The organism is Streptomyces sp. NPDC044033, from assembly GCF_056434425.1.
In genome coordinates, this window is sequence record NZ_JBWKFF010000003.1 from 1 (window position 1) to 16470 (window position 16470).

At 73.1% G+C, this 16470-nt stretch carries 15 protein-coding genes; 4 read left to right on the plus strand and 11 right to left on the minus strand.

Translation table 11 applies throughout. The annotated features are described in order from the left end of the window. Positions 1-173 precede the first annotated feature (173 nt). The 4 genes from AC07AB_RS07520 to AC07AB_RS07535 form a co-directional block, all read right to left on the minus strand. Positions 174-1202, minus strand: coding sequence for a 6-phosphofructokinase (locus tag AC07AB_RS07520; protein ID WP_478561631.1), 1029 nt, complete (start codon positions 1200-1202; stop codon positions 174-176). Positions 1203-1484: 282 nt separating this feature from the next. After that, entirely contained in the window at positions 1485-2129 is a 645-nt protein-coding gene (locus AC07AB_RS07525) for a response regulator (RefSeq protein WP_478562608.1), read from the minus strand. 50 nt (positions 2130-2179) lie between these two features. Next, positions 2180-3436, minus strand: coding sequence for a MacS family sensor histidine kinase (macS, locus tag AC07AB_RS07530; protein ID WP_478561634.1), 1257 nt, complete (start codon positions 3434-3436; stop codon positions 2180-2182). A gap of 24 nt (positions 3437-3460) precedes the next feature. After that, positions 3461-4222, minus strand: a complete 762-nt coding sequence (locus AC07AB_RS07535; RefSeq protein ID WP_478561637.1) for a lysophospholipid acyltransferase family protein — start codon at positions 4220-4222, stop codon at positions 3461-3463. A 113-nt stretch (positions 4223-4335) separates the two neighbouring features. Between AC07AB_RS07535 and AC07AB_RS07540 the strand changes: the two genes are divergently transcribed. Continuing rightward, the gene (locus tag AC07AB_RS07540) at positions 4336-5127 is read left to right on the plus strand and encodes an alpha/beta hydrolase (RefSeq protein ID WP_478561640.1); all 792 of its coding nucleotides are present in this window, start codon (positions 4336-4338) and stop codon (positions 5125-5127) included. Next, on the plus strand, positions 5120-5836 hold the full coding sequence (locus tag AC07AB_RS07545) for a hypothetical protein (RefSeq protein WP_478561643.1): 717 nt from the start codon (positions 5120-5122) through the stop codon (positions 5834-5836). The genes AC07AB_RS07540 and AC07AB_RS07545 overlap by 8 nt, the downstream gene beginning before the upstream one ends. 92 nt (positions 5837-5928) lie before the next feature. On the opposite strand, the gene AC07AB_RS07550 is transcribed toward AC07AB_RS07545, so the two are convergent. The 6 genes from AC07AB_RS07550 to AC07AB_RS07575 form a co-directional block, all read right to left on the minus strand. Then, positions 5929-6684, minus strand: a complete 756-nt coding sequence (locus AC07AB_RS07550; RefSeq protein WP_478561646.1) for an endonuclease/exonuclease/phosphatase family protein — start codon at positions 6682-6684, stop codon at positions 5929-5931. A gap of 61 nt (positions 6685-6745) precedes the next feature. Then, complete coding sequence (locus tag AC07AB_RS07555) at positions 6746-7687, minus strand: ROK family glucokinase (RefSeq protein WP_478561649.1); 942 nt, start codon at positions 7685-7687, stop codon at positions 6746-6748. A gap of 98 nt (positions 7688-7785) precedes the next feature. Next, the gene (locus AC07AB_RS07560) at positions 7786-8211 is read right to left on the minus strand and encodes a DUF5304 domain-containing protein (protein WP_478561652.1); all 426 of its coding nucleotides are present in this window, start codon (positions 8209-8211) and stop codon (positions 7786-7788) included. Between the two features lie 102 nt (positions 8212-8313). Then, positions 8314-9591 carry an ArsA family ATPase gene (locus tag AC07AB_RS07565; RefSeq protein ID WP_478561655.1) on the minus strand — a complete coding sequence of 426 codons (1278 nt, stop codon included), beginning with the start codon at positions 9589-9591 and terminating at the stop codon, positions 8314-8316. Positions 9592-9714: 123 nt separating this feature from the next. Next, positions 9715-10182, minus strand: a complete 468-nt coding sequence (locus AC07AB_RS07570; RefSeq protein ID WP_478561658.1) for an SRPBCC family protein — start codon at positions 10180-10182, stop codon at positions 9715-9717. 194 nt (positions 10183-10376) lie between these two features. Continuing rightward, a complete protein-coding gene (locus AC07AB_RS07575; RefSeq protein WP_478561660.1) occupies positions 10377-11138 on the minus strand; it encodes a metallophosphoesterase family protein in 762 nt (253 codons plus the stop codon). Positions 11139-11412: 274 nt separating this feature from the next. Between AC07AB_RS07575 and AC07AB_RS07580 the strand changes: the two genes are divergently transcribed. Beyond that, positions 11413-13209: an AMP-dependent synthetase/ligase gene (locus AC07AB_RS07580; RefSeq protein WP_478561663.1), complete on the plus strand. Its 1797-nt coding sequence runs from the start codon at positions 11413-11415 to the stop codon at positions 13207-13209. 741 nt (positions 13210-13950) lie between these two features. On the opposite strand, the gene AC07AB_RS07585 is transcribed toward AC07AB_RS07580, so the two are convergent. After that, the gene (locus AC07AB_RS07585; protein WP_478561666.1) at positions 13951-15093 is read right to left on the minus strand and encodes a glycosyltransferase family 4 protein; all 1143 of its coding nucleotides are present in this window, start codon (positions 15091-15093) and stop codon (positions 13951-13953) included. Positions 15094-15209: 116 nt separating this feature from the next. On the opposite strand from AC07AB_RS07585, the gene AC07AB_RS07590 reads away from it, so the two are divergent. Next, complete coding sequence (locus AC07AB_RS07590; RefSeq protein WP_478561669.1) at positions 15210-16466, plus strand: glycosyltransferase 87 family protein; 1257 nt, start codon at positions 15210-15212, stop codon at positions 16464-16466. The last annotated feature ends 4 nt before the right edge of the window (positions 16467-16470 follow it).

The following is a 16470-nucleotide window of genomic DNA, read 5'->3' on the forward strand; positions in this document are numbered from 1 at the left end:
GTGACACCCCCCCCGGGAGTAGGGGCCAACGCGGAGCGGCCTGATCCTCGGGCGGGGCGTTTTCGTGGCGGCGCCCGGTGCGTAAGGCCGTCCCCGCGCCCCCCCCGGGCCGGTGCGAAGGCACCGCCCGGCGGTCCCCGGGGGCAGGTCCGGTCGCGGGCTCGGGCCCGCGCTCAGCCGAAGAAGACGCCGACCTCGGCGTACAGCTCGGGGGCGACCGTCTTGATCTTCGCGGTCGCCTCGGCGAGCGGGACGCGGACGATGTCCGTGCCGCGCAGGGCGACCATCGAGCCGTACGCCCCGTCGCGCACCGCCTCGATGGCGTGCAGCCCGAACCGGGTGGCCAGCCAGCGGTCGAAGGCGCTGGGGGTGCCGCCGCGCTGCACATGGCCGAGCACGGTCGTACGGGCCTCCTTGCCGGTCCGCCGCTCGACCTCCTTCGCCAGCCACTCCCCGACGCCCGACAGCCGGACATGGCCGAAGGAGTCCTGCGACTGGTCCTTGAGGACCATGTCGCCGTCCTTCGGCATGGCGCCCTCGGCGACCACGACGATCGGGGCGTAGCTGGCCTTGAACCGGGAGGTGACCCAGGAGCAGACCTGGTCGACGTCGAAGCGCTGTTCGGGGATGAGGATGACGTTGGCGCCGCCCGCGAGCCCCGAGTGCAGGGCGATCCAGCCCGCGTGCCGGCCCATCACCTCCACCACCAGGACGCGCATGTGCGACTCCGCGGTGGTGTGCAGCCGGTCGATCGCCTCGGTGGCGATGTTGACGGCGGTGTCGAAGCCGAAGGTGTAGTCGGTCGCGGAGAGGTCGTTGTCGATGGTCTTGGGCACGCCGACGCAGTTGACGCCGTACTCGCCCGAGAGCCGGGCGGCGACGCCGAGGGTGTCCTCCCCGCCGATCGCGATGAGGGCGTCGACCTCGTACTTGGCGAGGTTCTCCTTGATCCGGCGGATGCCGTTCTCCACCTTGAGAGGGTTGGTCCGCGACGATCCCAGGATCGTGCCGCCGCGCGGCAGGATGCCGCGGACGGCCGGGATGTCGAGGGGGACCGTGGCGCCTTCGAGCGGTCCGCGCCAGCCGTCCTTGAAGCCGGCGAACTCGTAGTCGTACTCCTGGACGCCCTTGCGGACGACGGCGCGGATGACCGCGTTGAGCCCGGGGCAGTCACCGCCACCGGTCAGCACTCCGACCCGCATGGAATCTTCTCCTTCTCGCACGGGGACCCGACCTCGGTCACGCTAATGGTGATCCAGGCCACATGGGGTGGTGCGATCGGTGAATTCCCCGTCCGCAGGGGCGAGTTGAGCCGAGGCGTTCACTCGTACGAGCGGATTCCGAAGGGGCACGGGGTGCGGGGCGCGGGGCTCACGGCGCGGTCGAGCGGGCTGCGGCGGCCCGTCAGGAGCGCGGGGAACCGCGCGGCCGGTCCCGCGGGCGCCGCGCGCCCGGCGGAGCCCCCGCCGGGCCCGGCGGGGCGGCTACGCGTCGTCGAGGCCGCGCTCTATCGCGTACCGCACCAGCTCCACGCGGTTGTGCAGCTGCAGCTTGCCCAGGGTGTTCTGCACGTGGTTCTGCACCGTGCGGTGCGAGATGACGAGCCGCTCCGCGATCTGCTTGTACGAGAGTCCCTTGGCCACCAGCCGCAGCACCTCCGTCTCCCGGTCGGTCAGCTGCGGGGCCTTCGGCTCGTCGGGCGCGGCCGGCGGCGGGTCGGTGGCCAGCCGCCGGTACTCGCCGAGCACCAGCCCGGCGAGGCCCGGCGTGAACACCGGGTCGCCGACCGCCGTCCGGTGCACCGCTTCCACCAGCTCCTGCGTGCTGGCCGACTTCAGCAGATAGCCGGTCGCCCCGGACTTCACCGCCTCCAGCACATCGGCGTGCTCACCGCTCGCGGAGAGCACCAGCACCCGCAGCGCGGGGTTCTCCCCGATCAGCTCCCGGCAGACCCGCACCCCGGGCATCCCGGGCAGATTGAGGTCCAGGACCAGCACGTCGGGCGCGGCGGCCTGCGCGCGGCGCACCGCCTGCGGCCCGTCCCCGGCCGTGGCGACCATGTCGAACCCGGCCGCGGCCAGGTCGCGGGCGACCGCGTCCCGCCACATCGGGTGGTCGTCGACGACCATGACCTTCAACGGCCGTTCGTCCACCGCCGTACTCACCGTCTCTCCCTCACTCACTGCCGTCCTCCATTCCCCCGCGGAACCCTCAACTCGACTTCTGTGCCCTGCCCCGGGACCGACACCAGCTCGGCGCTGCCGCCCAGCTCCCGCAGCCGCCCGCGGATCGACAGCGCGACGCCCATCCGCCCCTCCCGTTCGGCGTCCGCCAGCCGGCCCTCGGCGATGCCCGGGCCGTCGTCCCGCACGGTCACGAGCACCTCCCCCGGCTCGTCCTCCAGCAGGATCCAGGCCCGCGCCGCCTCGCCCGCGTGCTGGCGGACATTGTCCAACGCGGCACTGACAGCCGCCGCCAGCTCCACCGCCGCACCGGCCCCGAGCAGCACCGGCGCCCCCGGTTCCGCGAAGGAGACCCGCGCCCCGGCGTGCACCGCGAGCAGCACCCGTACGTCGCAGGGCCCGCCGTCACCGTTCGGCGCCGCGACCGGCACCTCCGCCGACCGTACGGCCTGTACCAGCTCGGCGTCCTTGGCCTCCTGCTCGGGCGTGCGGTGGGCGGGCACCAGCCCGCTGGAGACCAGGGAGCGCAGCGCGATCTCCTGCTCCCCCGCCATCCGGCCCAGCTCGGCCGCCTCGCCGCCCATCTCCGCGCCGCGCCGCTGCACCATGGCCAGCACCTGGAGGACGCTGTCGTGGATGTCGCGGGCCAGCCGCTCCCGCTCGCGGGTCGCCGCCTCGATCTGGAGGGCGCGGGCCAGGGTCCGCTCACTGGCCCGGGCCACCTCGACGATGTAGCCGATGGCGATGGAGGCGACCCAGACCAGCAGCACGTTGTGGACGGTGTCGCGGGCCACGCCGCCGCGCTCCACGAGGTTGGCGACGGCCACCAGGGTGGAGGCGACCGCGGCCCAGCGCCAGCCGCCCTTGATCGCGAAGCCGAGGACCGCGCCGGCCACCCAGATGGAGGGCAGGGTGGGCGCTCCGTCGTCTATCCGGGCCCAGGAGTCGACGGCGGAGGTGAGCAGGATGCCGCCCAGCGCGATGGTGAGGTCGGCGATCAGGAACCGCTTGGTGCAGCGCTCCTGGGAGGTCGTCCGGCTCCAGGTCAGGGCCATCCAGCCGGTGAGGCCCACCATGTAGCAGGCCGCGCCCAACGGGTGCGCGAAATCGCGGTAGTTGACGATGAAGAGCGCGAGCGCGTAGCAGAGCGTCAGAATCCGGTAGCCGGTCAGCGCCCGCCACAGCGGCAGCTCGACCGACATCCGTATGACGCGCGGCGGCTTCGTCCGCGGCCCCCGCCTGTCCTGTGCCATTGCCCCACCCCTCGCCGGGAGCGGCTACGCCCCGGGCTTGCGCGCCTTCGCGGTCTCGGCCCCCTTGGCCTTCACGGCCTTCTCTTCCTCCGCGGCCTTCTTCGCCTCGGCGAGTTGCCGTTTGGCGGCCGTCGCGTAGATGTCCACGTATTCCTGGCCGCCGAGTTTCATGATCTCGTACATGACCTCGTCGGTCACCGAGCGCAGAATGAAACGATCGCTCTCCATGCCGTGATAGCGGCTGAAGTCCAGCGGTTCGCCGATCCTGATGCCCGGCCGCATCAATTTGGGCATCACCTTGCCCGGCGGCTGGATCTTCTCGGTATCGATCATCGCGACCGGGATGACGGGCGCCCCGCTGGCCAGCGCCACCCGCGCCAGGCCGCCCGGCTTGCCGCGGTAGAGCCGCCCGTCCGGCGAGCGCGTGCCCTCCGGGTAGATGCCGAACAGCTCGCCGCGCTCCAGCACCTCCAGGCCGCTCTTGATCGCCGCGTCCCCCGCGCCCCGGCCGCCCGAGCGGTCGACCGGGAGCTGCCCCACGCCCTTGAAAAAGGCCGCGGTCAGCTTTCCCTTGACACCCGGAGAGGTGAAGTACTCCGCCTTCGCGATGAAGGTGACCTTTCGGTGGAGCACGGCCGGGAGGAAGAAGGAGTCCGAGAACGACAGGTGATTGCTGGCCAAGATCGCGGGGCCCTCGTCGGGGATGTTCTCCAGCCCCTCCACCCACGGCCGGAAGGCGACCTTCAACGACCCGCCGATGGACAGCTTCATAGCGCCGTAGAACAACCGAGGACCTCCTGTATGCGACGAGGAGACCTTACCTGCCTACCCGCCGTGCGGCGCTCCGCGTACGCTGAGGTGCAGACCCTCCCGCCCCCTTTTACCGATCGGAGACATCGGTGCCGCTCCTCCCCGGAGCCGAGCCGTTCCGCCACGAAGGCGGAGAGGTAGGCGTCCTCGTGTGTCACGGCTTCACCGGCTCCCCGCAGTCCGTACGGCCCTGGGCCGAGTACCTGGCGCGGCGGGGCCTGACGGTGTCCCTGCCGCTGCTGCCCGGCCATGGCACGCGCTGGCAGGACATGCAGGTCACCGGCTGGCAGGACTGGTACGCGGAGGTGGACCGCGAGCTGCGGGCGCTGCGTGAGCGCTGCGAGAAGGTCTTCGTGTGCGGGCTGTCGATGGGCGGCGCGCTGGCGCTGCGGCTGGCCGCCGAGCACGCCGCCGACGTCAGCGGCCTCGTCCTGGTCAACCCCGGCAACAAGGTGCACGGGCTGGCCGCCCGGACGCTGCCCGTGACGCGCCATCTGGTCCGTACAGTCAAGGGCATCGCCAGCGACATCGCCAAGCCGGACTCGCCGGAGATCGGCTACGGCCGGGTGCCGCTGCACGCGGCGCACTCGCTGCGCCGCTTCTTCCAGCTGGTCGACTCCCAACTGCCGCAGGTCACCCAGCCGTTGTTGCTGCTGCACAGCCCCGATGACCATGTGGTGCCGCCGGTCGACTCGGCGCGCATCCTGGGCCGGGTGTCGTCCCGGGACGTCACGGAGCGGCTGCTGGAGCGCAGCTACCACGTGGCGACGCTCGACTACGACGCGCAGTTCATCTTCGAGGAGACGTACGCGTTCATCGGCCGGCTCGCCCAGAGCGCCGCCGAGGGCGCCGGCAAGGAGGGGACGGCCGCCAGTGGCTGAGCGAAACGCGGATCGCGAGGACGGGCGCGATCCGCTGAGCGGTACGGGGAGCGGGAGCGGCGACGGCCTGCCCGCGAAGGGCGCGGACGAGCCGCCCGCCGGGGCGCCCGGCGAGCCGCCGCCCGGCACGCCCGCCGCCGAGGCGCCGAAGCCGGCGCCCGGGCCGTTGGACGAGGAGGCGGCGTGGGCCGAGCTCGTCGCCGCGTACGGGGAGCAGCCCGACCCCGACACGGGCCGGTGGCCCGCCACGGGCGGCGACGAGCCGTACGACGAGCGGAAGGGACCGGTCAAGGAGGCACCGGACCCGGCGCTGCCCGAGCAGGACCAGCCGAACCAGGTGAACCGGCCGGACCGGACCGGCGGCGCCGGTGAGCCCGGCCGGACCGCGGGCGGCTTCATCGTGTACGCCCCCGGCGTGGGCCCCCGCGACCACACTCCGGCCGAGGAGGGCCCGGACGAGGGCCACTTCGTGCCGCCCGAGCCGCCGCCGCTGCCGTCCGTCGACGTCACGGCCCGCTTCGCCTGGCTCACGGTCCTCGGCGGCCCCCTGCTGCTGCTCATCATGGTCCTGCTCCGCCAGGAGCTCACCTGGTGGATCACCACGCTCGGCGTGGGCGGCTTCCTCGGCGGCTTCGCCACCCTGGTCATGCGGATGAAGGACGACAGCGACGACGAGGACGACGACCCGGGCCGCGGCGCGGTCGTCTGAGAGCCCCGACGCGGGAGAGCGCCCGTCCGGAAGTTCCGGGCGGGCGCTCCTGTATTACAGCCGTACGGGTATGACGGCCGTACGGGCCGGGGTCAGGACTCCGCGGGCGGCACCCGCAGCGCGGCCAGCACGGGGAGGTGGTCCGTGGCGGCCCGCAGATCGCTCTCGGCGACGCCCGGCAGCCCCATGGGGACGCCGCAGCCGAGGATCTCCACGCCGTCGGTGGCGAAGACGGCGTCGATGCGCTGGAGGGGGTCGCCCAGCCGGGTGGTGTGCTCGCGGCCCCAGGGCTCGGTGCCCCAGCCGTCGTGCAGCGCGTCCGCCAGCAGGCCGAAGGTGCGGCCGTCGGGACGGTCGTTGAGGTCGCCGGCCGCCACCGCGTGCGGGACGCCGAGGGCGGCCAGCTCGTCGAGGAGCAGCTTGCCCTGTCCGTACCGCTCCTCGTCCCGCATGCTCAGATGGCAGCTGAGGACGCCGAGGCGGGCCCGGCCGAAGCGGAGCACGGCGGTGGCGAAGCCGCGCTGGTGCAGGCCCGGGGTGCGGGGCAGCAGGATGTCGCGGGTGCGCTCCACGTGCGGCCGGAGCGTGGAGAGGATCATCGGGCCGGAGGCGGTGGCTCCGCCGCCGACGTACACCAGGTCGGTGGCGCGCGCGAGCCGGGCGGCGGCCTTGCGCCAGCGGAAGAAGCGGGGGGCTTCCTGGATGCAGACGATGTCGGGGGCGCAGGCCCGGATGACGCGGGCCAGCGCCCCGGTGTCGTCGCGCATGGAGCGGATGTTGTAGCTGAGCACGCGGACCAGCGCCGAACCGTCGGGTTCGGTACGGGAAGCGGGCAGGTCCGCGAGCATCGCATCGCCTCTGTCAGTAGTCGGCCTCATCAGGACGGGCCGGGATGGACCAGCTCTGCGATCAGCCCTGCCGCGCCAGGTCCGCGGCGCCCACCAGCCCCGCCTCGCCGCCGAGTCGCGCGGCGAGCACCTGGGCGTGCGGCCGCCACTGGCCGCCGACCAGCCAGCGGCGGAAGGACTTGCGGATCGGGTCGAGTACCAGGTCGCCCTCGTCCGAGACGCCGCCGCCGACGATGAACGCCGACGGGTCGAAGAGCGAGGCCAGGTCCGCGAGGCCCGAGCCGGCCCAGCGGGCCAGCTCCCGGAAGGAGTCGATGGCCACGGGGTCGCCGCGGCGGGCGGCGGCGCTGATGTGCTTGCCCTCGATGCCGTCGATGGTGCCGTCGCCGAGGGAGAGCAGGATCTCGGCGTTCTCCGGGGTGGCGTTGGCGCGCTGGTGTGCGTAGCGGACGAGGGCGCGGCCGGAGGCGTACTGCTCCCAGCAGCCCTGGCTGCCGCAGCCGCACAGCAGTCCGTCGGGCACGACGCGGATGTGCCCGAACTCGCCCGCGACGCCGAACCGGCCGCGGCGCAGCTTGTTGCCGATGATGACGCCGCCGCCGAGGCCGGTGCCCAGCGTGATGCAGATGACGTCCTCGTGGCCCTTGCCCGCGCCGAACTTGTACTCGCCCCAGGCCGCGGCGTTGGCGTCGTTCTCGACGACGACCGGCAGCGAGATCCGCTGCTCGACCTTGTCCTTGAGCGCCTCGTGGCGCCAGTTGATGTTCGGGGCGAACAGGACCGTGGCCCGCTTGTCGTCCACGTAGCCCGCGGCTCCGATGCCGACGGCCTCGACGTCGTACCCGGCGCTGACCGTGCGCACCGCTTCCGCGATGGCGTCGATGACCCCCTCGGAGGTCTGCGGGGTCGGTACCTTGCACGTCGCGAGGATCGACCCTTCTTCGTCGACCACGCCGGCTGCGATCTTCGTGCCGCCGATGTCGACGCCGATGGTGAGTCCCATGTGTCCCTCAGTTTTTCGGTCGAACCCCGCCAGGGCCAACGTTACCGGAGGGGGACCGGCCTCCGGGCCGGACCGGGAGAGCCGCCCCGGACCTCCGGTCAGTCGAGGTCGATCCGCTCGGTGCCGCCTTCGCCGCCCTCGCCGTCCTCGCCCTTGGTCCAGCGCCGCTCCTGGTTCTCGACGGCGGAGCGGTAGGCGGCGAGCAGCTCCGAACCGGCCGCGGCCAGGTGGTCGAAGACGTCGGGGTTGCGCTCGATCACCGGCTCGACGGCGTTCTTCGCCTGCGTGATCAGCTGCCGTACGGCCCCCTGGGCAACCATCCCGGCGAGCGGCAGTTCGATGCCGGACACCTTGTCCGCCACGGCGTCGACCAACTTGCGCAGTTCCTCGGCGGCGGAGCCGGGGGGCGGCCCGTACTGCCTGCGGCGGCGTGCCTTCTCCTCGGCGAGGTCCTCGGCGCACGCCTTCTCCCAGGCGTCGGGGTCGGCCCTGTCGTCGACGGGGCGCTCGGTGGCATCGCTCATGGCGGACTCCTGCGACGAGGCTGCTGTTCCTCTCGACGTTACCCGAACGGCGCACCACGGTGGCCTTTACCGCCGCGCCCCGCCGCGCGGGCCGCGACCGGCTCAGAAGCTCTTGGGCCACAGGGCGGGGTCGGGGGTGAACCGCACCCGCAGCACGCCGTCCCGCAGCCCCGCGCCGGAGACGGCGCAGCGGCGCAGCGCCGACGGCAGGGGCAGGACGCGGCGGAAGGGGCCGGCGCTGACGATGAGTTCATCGCCGCGCCGTACCAGGTCGAGGCCCTCGCGCCGGGCGCCTGGCAGCGGGAGCAGCCAGACGAGCACGCCGTCCTCGGTGAGCCGGTCCTCGACGGTCCACGGGTCGGCGGCCCGGCCCTCCGGCCCGGCGGCCTCGGGGACGAGCCCGGGGGCTTCGGGTACGAGCCCGGGGGCATCGAGGTCGCCGCCGGCCGTCGCGACGCACCGGCCGGCCAGTTCCGCCGCGTCGTCCGGGCCGTGGATGTCGCGGCCCAGGTGGGGCAGTTCACAGACGGTCGCCGTGTCCTCGGCGTACTCCTCGTGGAGCTCCTTGAGCGCGGTCTGCTGGCGGCCGGAGAGCGCGGCGAGGAAGGGGTCCGCGGAGCCGGTGGGCAGCAGCCGGTTGGCGACGACGGCGTCGACGCGGCAGCCCTGGAGGGCGAGGCCGGCGCGGCCGGCGCGCAGCGATTCGGCGGCGTGCGCCCCGGGTTCGAGGACGAGGCGCACGGTCGTGGCGGCCGACTCGATCACGCCCTGTACGGCGGCGAGTTCGTTCTCCCAGCGCTCCGCGTGCTCGTACAGCTTCTGGGCGGGCATCGGCACGCCGACCAGCTGGGCGAGCATGGGCCGCAGCGCGCGGGCCGCCTGCCTCTCGGCGGGCAGCAGGCGGCGCAGATAGCGGCGCAGCTGCTCGGGCAGCGCGAGCAGCCGGGCCGTCTCCTGTACGGGCGGGGCGTCGACGACGATCAGGTCCCAGCCGCCGTCGGCGTGCGCGGAGCGCAGGGCGGCGAGTATCGCGAGGGCTTCGGCGCCGGGCAGCTCGGTCAGTTCCTCGGCGTCGAAGGGCGCCGCGCCGAGCAGGTCGAAGAGGGAGGAGCCGCGCTCCTGGAGGTCCTGGGCGTGGCCGCGGAAGCGGGCGTCGGCGTCGACGCGGGCGGCCCACAGGCCGGGGGCGGCGGGTATCTCTCCGGCGGGCCCGGACGATTCGGCGGGGAGGTCCGCGGCGAGTACCGCGTCCGGCACGGGGCCGCGGTCGGCGGTGAGCAGCAGCGTCCGGCGGCCCTCGCGGGCGGCGGCGAGCGCCGTGGCGGCGGCGACGGTGGTGCGGCCCGCCCCGCCGGTTCCGGTGACGAGGACCGTACGCACGAGAAGCCTCCGGCGGTGGGGAGCGTGGATCGGGGGGGGCGGCGCCCGCTGCGGGGAGGTGCCGTGATGGGGGGGGAACGGGGCGTTGCGCGAGGGCCGACGCGCCGCCCGGGGTGTCCGGCGCTACTGCGCGGGAGCGTCGGGCGTCCCGCCGCCCTCGACGCGCTTCTTGAGGCCGGCCAGCGCGCGGTCGATGACGACCTTCTCGGCCTTGCGCTTGATCATCCCGAGCATGGGGATCTTGACGTCGACGGTGAGCTGGTAGGTCACCTCGGTGTGCTTGCCGCCGGCGGCCGGGGCCAGGCTGTACGAGCCGTCGAGCTGGCGCAGCATCTGGGACTTGACCAGCGACCAGCTGACCGTGTCCGCGGCGTCGCTCCAGGTGTAGGCGAGGGTGTGGTCGTCCTTGATCGCGCCGGCGTCGAGGACGAGCCGGACCTGCGCGGCGCGCCCCTCGTCGTCCTTGGCCAGCACCTCGGCCTCCTTGACCTCCCCGGTCCACTCCGGGTAGCGGTCGAAGTCGGCGATCACCGCCATGACCTCGTTGGGGGCCGCCTCGATCGTGATGCTTGAGCTGGTGTGTTCCGCCATCTCCGTGGCTCCTCCGTACCGGTCCGCCGCCTGGTGTGCCTGCCGGTGAAGGCTACCGCGCGCGAGTCGAACGGCAGACCGCCCCTCGACTCAGCGTGACGGGCGGCGCCTCGGTGCCGCGCGGCCGGGGGCGACGGCCGGAGCCCGCGCCTCCCGCACCTTCCGCGCCTTCACCGTAGGTAGGGTGCCCCGATTCACCACTGCAAGGCCCAGGGCCTGCCGGTGGACGCGAAGTGACCGACATTGACGCATTCCGTCGCCCCGATCCGCATCCTGCGGACGAGCGGCTGGTGGACGTGGCCGAAGAGGGCGTAGTCCGGGCGCAGCTCGCGGATGGCGTCGAGGAGGGCCGAGCTGCCGCGCTCGAAGCGGCGCGCGACGGTGTCGTAGCAGAGCTCCGGGACCTCGGGCGGGATGTGCGAGCAGAGCACGTCGACCTCGCCCAGGGCGGCGATCTTCGCGGCGTAGGCGTCCTCGTCGACCTCGTACGGGGTACGCATCGGCGAGGGCAGCCCGCCGCCGACGAAGCCGAAGACCCGGCCGCCGATCTCGGCCCGCTCGCCGTCGAGCACGGTGGTGCCGGGGCCCGCGTATTCCGGCCAGAGATGGGGGATGTCGACATTGCCGTACGTGGCGTAGGTGGGCGTGGGGAGGGCGGCGAAGAGCTCCGCGTACTGCTTGCGCACGGCGGTCTCGATGGCGCTCTCGCGGTCTATGCCGCCCCAGAGCCTGCGGCCGAGGTCACGGGCCTCGTCGAAGCGCCGGGCGGTGCGCAGCTCCACGAGCCGGTCGGTGTTCTCGACGCCGAAGAGGTCCGGGAAGATGCCGCGGGAGTGATCGGCGTAGTCGAGGAACAGGATGAGATCACCCAGGCAGACCAGGGCGTCCGCACCGTCGCCCGCCCTGGCGAGATCCGTGCTGTTGCCGTGTACATCACTGACCACATGGACTCGCATACGGATCACCCTAGGCCGAATGTCGTCGCCGCCGGAAGGTCCCCGACCTGCGGTTACTTCCCGGTCACCGGAAGGAGGGACTAGTCTGCCAGGAGCAGTCCCATGGCATGCGGCGCGTCGTGTGACGCAACGAACATCTGGGCGTCACCCCTATCCCACGGCTATACCGGTGGGTAACGTCCGGGCAGTCCGATCCCCTGCCCGACATGGACCGCAGCCGGCGCGACGCCCCCGACGACGTAGCGGCGCCGGCGCCCGACGAGGAGCAGCAGTCTTGCGCGAGTTCAGCCTTCCGGCCCTGTACGAGGTCCCCGCGGACGGAAACCTGACGGATCTGATCCGCCGCAACGCCGCGCAGCGCCCGGATGTGACGGTCATCGGCCGCAAGGTCGACGGCCGCTGGCAGGACGTGAGCGCCGCCGCCTTCCTCGCCGAGGTCCGCTCCGCCGCGAAGGGTCTGATCGCCTCCGGGGTGCGGCCGGGCGACCGGGTGGGCCTGATGTCCCGCACCCGTTACGAGTGGACGCTGCTGGACTTCGCCGTCTGGAGCGCGGGCGCGGTCACCGTCCCCGTGTACGAGACCAGCTCGCCGGAGCAGATCCAGTGGATCCTCGGCGACTCCGGCGCCGTCGCCTGCCTGGTGGAGTCCCCGGCGCACGAGGCCGCCGTGGAGTCCGTACGCGACCGGCTGCCGGACCTCAAGGACATCTGGCAGATCGAGCGGGACGCCATCGGACGGCTGCGCGGCGCCGGGGAGGGGCTGACCGACGCCGCCGTCGACGAGCGCAGCGCCCTCGCGGTCGCCGACTCCCCCGCGACCATCGTCTACACCTCGGGCACCACCGGCCGCCCCAAGGGCTGCGTGCTGACCCACCGCAGCTTCTTCGCGGAGGTCGGCAACGTGGTGGAGCGGCTGAAGCCGCTGTTCACCACGGGCGAGTCGGCGGTCCTGCTGTTCCTGCCGATCGCGCACGTCTTCGGCCGGCTGGTGCAACTGGCCGCGGTGATGGCCCCGATCAAGCTGGGGCACGTCAGCGACATCAAGTACCTCACCGATGAGCTGGCCGCGTTCCGGCCGACGCTGGTACTGGGCGTGCCGCGCGTCTTCGAGAAGGTCTACAACGGGGCGCGGGCCAAGGCGCAGGCCGACGGCAAGGGCAAGATCTTCGACCGGGCCGCCGAGACCGCCATCGCCTACAGCCGGGCCCTCGACACCCCGCAGGGCCCCTCGCTGGGGCTGCGGATCAGGCACAAGATCTTCGACCGGCTGGTCTTCCGCAAACTGCGGGCCGTACTCGGCGGCCGCGCCACGCACGCGATCTCCGGCGGCGCGCCGCTCGGCGAACGGCTGGGCCACTTCTACCGCGGCATCGGCTTCGCGGTGCTGGAGGGGTACGGGCTCACCGAGTCGTGCGCGGCGACCGCCTTCAACCCGTGGGACCGGCAGAAGATCGGCACGGTCGGGCAGCCGCTGCCGGGCTCGGTGGTCCGCATCGCCGACGACGGGGAGGTGCTGCTGCACGGCGAGCACCTGTTCACCGGCTACTGGAACAACGAGACGGCGACCGCCGACTCCCTCTCCGACGGCTGGTTCCACACCGGGGACCTGGGCACCGTCGACGAGGACGGCTATCTGTCGATCACCGGCCGGAAGAAGGAGATCATCGTGACGGCGGGCGGCAAGAACGTCGCCCCCGCCGTGATCGAGGACCGCGTCCGGGCGCACGCGCTGGTCGCCGAGTGCATGGTGGTGGGCGACGCACGCCCGTTCGTGGCCGCGCTGATCACCCTGGACGAGGAGTTCCTGCCGCGCTGGCTGGCCGAACACGGCCGCCCGACACGGCTGACGGCCGCCGACCTGGCCACCGACGCCGAGCTCCTGGCGGAGGTGCAGAAGGCCGTGGACGACGGGAACGCCGCGGTGTCCAAGGCGGAGTCGGTGCGCGAGTTCCGGGTGCTGGCGACGCAGTTCACCGAGGAGTCGGGGCATGTGACGCCGTCGCTGAAGCTGAAGCGGGGGGTGGTGGCGAAGGACTTCGCGGCCGACATCGAGGCCATCTACTCCGCGTAGGGCGTACCTCGCCCTTTCTTTGTCCTCGGGCGCTGGACGGGCTGGTTCGTTCGTCCTCAAGCGCCGGACGGGCTGGGTTGCCGTCCTCAAACGCCGGACCGGCTGACTTGTTGTCCTCAAACGCCGGACGGGCTGGTCCATCCTCACGCGCCGGACCGGCTGACTTGCCGTCCCCAAGCGCCGGACCGGCCGGTTCGTCGTCCTCAAACGCCGGACGGGCTGACTCGCGCCCTCAAGTGCCGGGTGGGCTGATCCGTCCTCAAGCGCCGGACCGGCTGACTTGCCGTCCTCAAGCGCCGGACGGACTGGGTGGTCGTCCTCAAACGCCGGACGGACTGGGTTGCCGTCCTCAAGCGCCGGACCGGCTGGCTCATGCCCTCAAGTGCCGGACGGGCGATCCGTCCTCAAGCGTCGGACCAGTTGGCTTGTCGTCCTCAAGCGCCCGACGGGCTGATTCGCATCTTCAAGCGCCCGACAGGCTGGGCTGTCGCCCCCAAGGACCGGACCGCCCGGTTCGCCGCTCCCAAGCGCCAGACCGGCCGGTTCGCCGTCATCAGACGCCAGACGGGCCGGGTTGTCGTCCCTAAGCACCAGACGGGGCCAGGGTGTCGTCCTCAAGCGCCCGACGGGACGGTTCGGCGTCGTCAGGCGCCGGGCCAGGGCTTGTCGCCCCCCAGCGCTCGACAGGCTGGTTGCGATCCGTTCGGCGACTCCGGTGTCGTCCGGCTGTGGAGGGCAGGGTCAGAGGAGGGACTTGAGGCGGTCTGCCAGGAGGTCCCAGCGCCAGCGTTCCTCTACCCAGGTCCGGCCGCGCTCGCCCATGCGCCGGCGGAGGGCCGGGTCGCGCAGGAGAGTGATGATGCGGTCCGCCGCGCTGGTGGGAGAGCCGCCGCGGACCACGTAGCCCGTCTCGCCGTCGAGTACGGCGTCCGGCGCCCCGCCGGAGTCGCCGGCGACGACCGGCAGGCCGGTCGCGGACGCCTCCAGGTAGACGATGCCGAGCCCCTCGACGTCGAGCCCGCCCCGGCGCGTACGGCAGGGCATCGCGAAGACGTCGCCCGCGCCGTGGTGCGCGGGCAGGGCGGCCCAGGGGACCGGGCCGGTGAAGCGGACCGCGTCGGCGACGCCGGTGTCGGCGGCCAGCCTGCGCAGCTCCTTGGCGTACGGGCCGTCGCCGACGATCAGCAGGACCGCGTCCGGCACGGCGGCCAGGATCCGCGGCATGGCCTGGATCAGGGTGTCCTGGCCCTTGCGCGGCACGAGCCGGGAGACGCAGACGACGACGGGGCGGTCCGTGAGGCCCAGCCGGGCCCGTACCTCGTCGCCGCCGGAGCCGGGGTGGAAGGTCTTCTCGTCCACGCCGGGCGGCAGTTGGACCATGCGGGAGGCGGCCGCGGCGGTCAGCGCGGGGGCGATCCGCGAGCGCGTGTACTCACCCAGATAGGTGATCGTGTCCGTGCCCTCGCCGATGCGCCGCAGCAGTTGCCGGGACGCGGGCAGCTGTGCCCAGCCCGCCTCGTGGCCGTGGGTGGTGGCCACCAGTTTCCGGGCGCCCGCCGCGCGCAGCGCGGGGGCCATCAGGCCGAGCGGGGCCGCGGCCCCGAACCACACGGACGTACAGCCGTGTTCGCGCAGCAGCTCGCTCGCCCGCCGGGTCGCCCCCGGGGTGGGCAGCAGCATGGTGGTGCGGTCCCGCACCACCCGGAACGGCTGCTCGGCGTCGAAGCGCGCGGTGGCCTCGGCGCCCTCCTGGCCGCGCTTCCAGGTGGAGGCGTAGACGACGACCCGCTCGGGGTCGAGGCGGAGCGCCATGTTGTGCAGAAACGCCTGGATACCGCCGGGGCGCGGCGGAAAGTCGTTGGTGACGATCAAGGTCTTGTCCATCGCCTGTGACAGTACCGGGTGCGATCGGGCGGCAGCCGCGCCGCGCCCCGCCACGTCGGCGCCCCGGGCCGCTCCGAGCGGCATCATGCCTTTCTGGCCGAATGCGGAGGAATGGTATGAAGTTGAAGATGTCGGGCGTCGGTGGCACCGCGGCGGCAGGGCCCATCACGGTGTGGCTCCTCACCCGGACCGTGCTGCTGCTGGGCCTGTTCACGGTGTGGACGCTGCCCGGCTCGGACGTCACCTTCGACGTCCAGGTCATCTACCAGGGCTGGTACGACGTCCTGCGCTCCGGCACCTTCCCACTGACCGACGTGACCTGGCAGTACCCGCCGGCCGCCGCGCTGGCCGTGCTCTCCCCCGGCCTGCTGCCGTTCCTCGACTACGCCCCGGCGTTCTTCGCGCTGTCCTGCCTGGCGGACGCGGCCGTCTGCGCGGCCCTCCTGCGCACCGGGCGGCGCGCGGGCCGCAGCGGGGCGGGGGTCTGGCTGTGGGTCGCCGGGCTGCCGCTGCTCGGCCCGATCGTGTACGCGCGCTACGACCTGATGGTGACGGCGGTCGCCGTGGCCGCCCTGCTCGTCGCCGCGCGCCGGCCGCGCACCGCGGGCGCGCTCGCCGGCTTCGGCGCGCTGCTGAAGGTCTGGCCGGTGCTGCTGCTCATCGGCGTTCCGCGCGGCCCCCGCACCCGCGCGACCTGGGGCGCGGCCGTGCTGACCGTAGTGGTCCTCACCCTGCTCGCCGCGTCGGCGATGCCCGGCGCGCTCTCCTTCCTGACCTTCCAGCGCGACCGGGGCACCGAGGTCGAGTCGCTGGGCGCCCTCGTCTTCCACGCGGCGCGCCATCTCGGGTGGGGCGGGCATGTGCGGTACACCTACGGTTCGGTGGAGTTCGTCGGCCCGTACGTGTCGCTGGTCAGCCGGATCGCGCTGGCGCTGACCGTGTTCGCCTTCTGCGGGCTGCTGCTGTGGCGGCTGCGGGCGCGGCGGTTCGCGGTGCGCACGCCGTTCGACGCGGCCTTCGCGGCCGTGCTGCTCTTCACCACCACCAGCCGGGTCATCAGCCCGCAGTACCTGGTGTGGCTGATCGGGCTGGCCGCCGTCTGCCTGACCATCCGGACGACCCGGCAGCGGCTGCCCGCCCTCCTGGTGCTGATCGCGGCCCCGCTGACCCAGCTGGAATTCCCCGTCTGGTTCTCGCACGTCGCGCGCAGCGAATGGCAGGGCGTCGTGCCGCTGGCGCTGCGCGACGGCCTGCTGGTGGCCGCGACGTTGATCGCCTGCGTCCGGGTGTGGCGGGAGACGGTCACCGAGCCGCGCACGGCGGCGACGGCCTGCCGCCCGGAGGAGCGGGTACCCGCGGCGCTGGCTCCCTGACGCG

Coding starts and splice junctions, on each gene's coding strand:
- AC07AB_RS07555 (WP_478561649.1), bottom strand. CDS start 7,687: ATGGGACTCACCATCGGCGTCGACATCGGCGGCACGAAGATCGCAGCC.
- AC07AB_RS07550 (WP_478561646.1), bottom strand. CDS start 6,684: ATGCTCGCGGACCTGCCCGCTTCCCGTACCGAACCCGACGGTTCGGCG.
- AC07AB_RS07520 (WP_478561631.1), bottom strand. CDS start 1,202: ATGCGGGTCGGAGTGCTGACCGGTGGCGGTGACTGCCCCGGGCTCAAC.
- AC07AB_RS07560 (WP_478561652.1), bottom strand. CDS start 8,211: ATGAGCGATGCCACCGAGCGCCCCGTCGACGACAGGGCCGACCCCGAC.
- macS (WP_478561634.1), bottom strand. CDS start 3,436: ATGGCACAGGACAGGCGGGGGCCGCGGACGAAGCCGCCGCGCGTCATA.
- AC07AB_RS07585 (WP_478561666.1), bottom strand. CDS start 15,093: ATGGACAAGACCTTGATCGTCACCAACGACTTTCCGCCGCGCCCCGGC.
- AC07AB_RS07575 (WP_478561660.1), bottom strand. CDS start 11,138: ATGCGAGTCCATGTGGTCAGTGATGTACACGGCAACAGCACGGATCTC.
- AC07AB_RS07590 (WP_478561669.1), top strand. CDS start 15,210: ATGAAGTTGAAGATGTCGGGCGTCGGTGGCACCGCGGCGGCAGGGCCC.
- AC07AB_RS07570 (WP_478561658.1), bottom strand. CDS start 10,182: ATGGCGGAACACACCAGCTCAAGCATCACGATCGAGGCGGCCCCCAAC.
- AC07AB_RS07525 (WP_478562608.1), bottom strand. CDS start 2,129: ATGGTCGTCGACGACCACCCGATGTGGCGGGACGCGGTCGCCCGCGAC.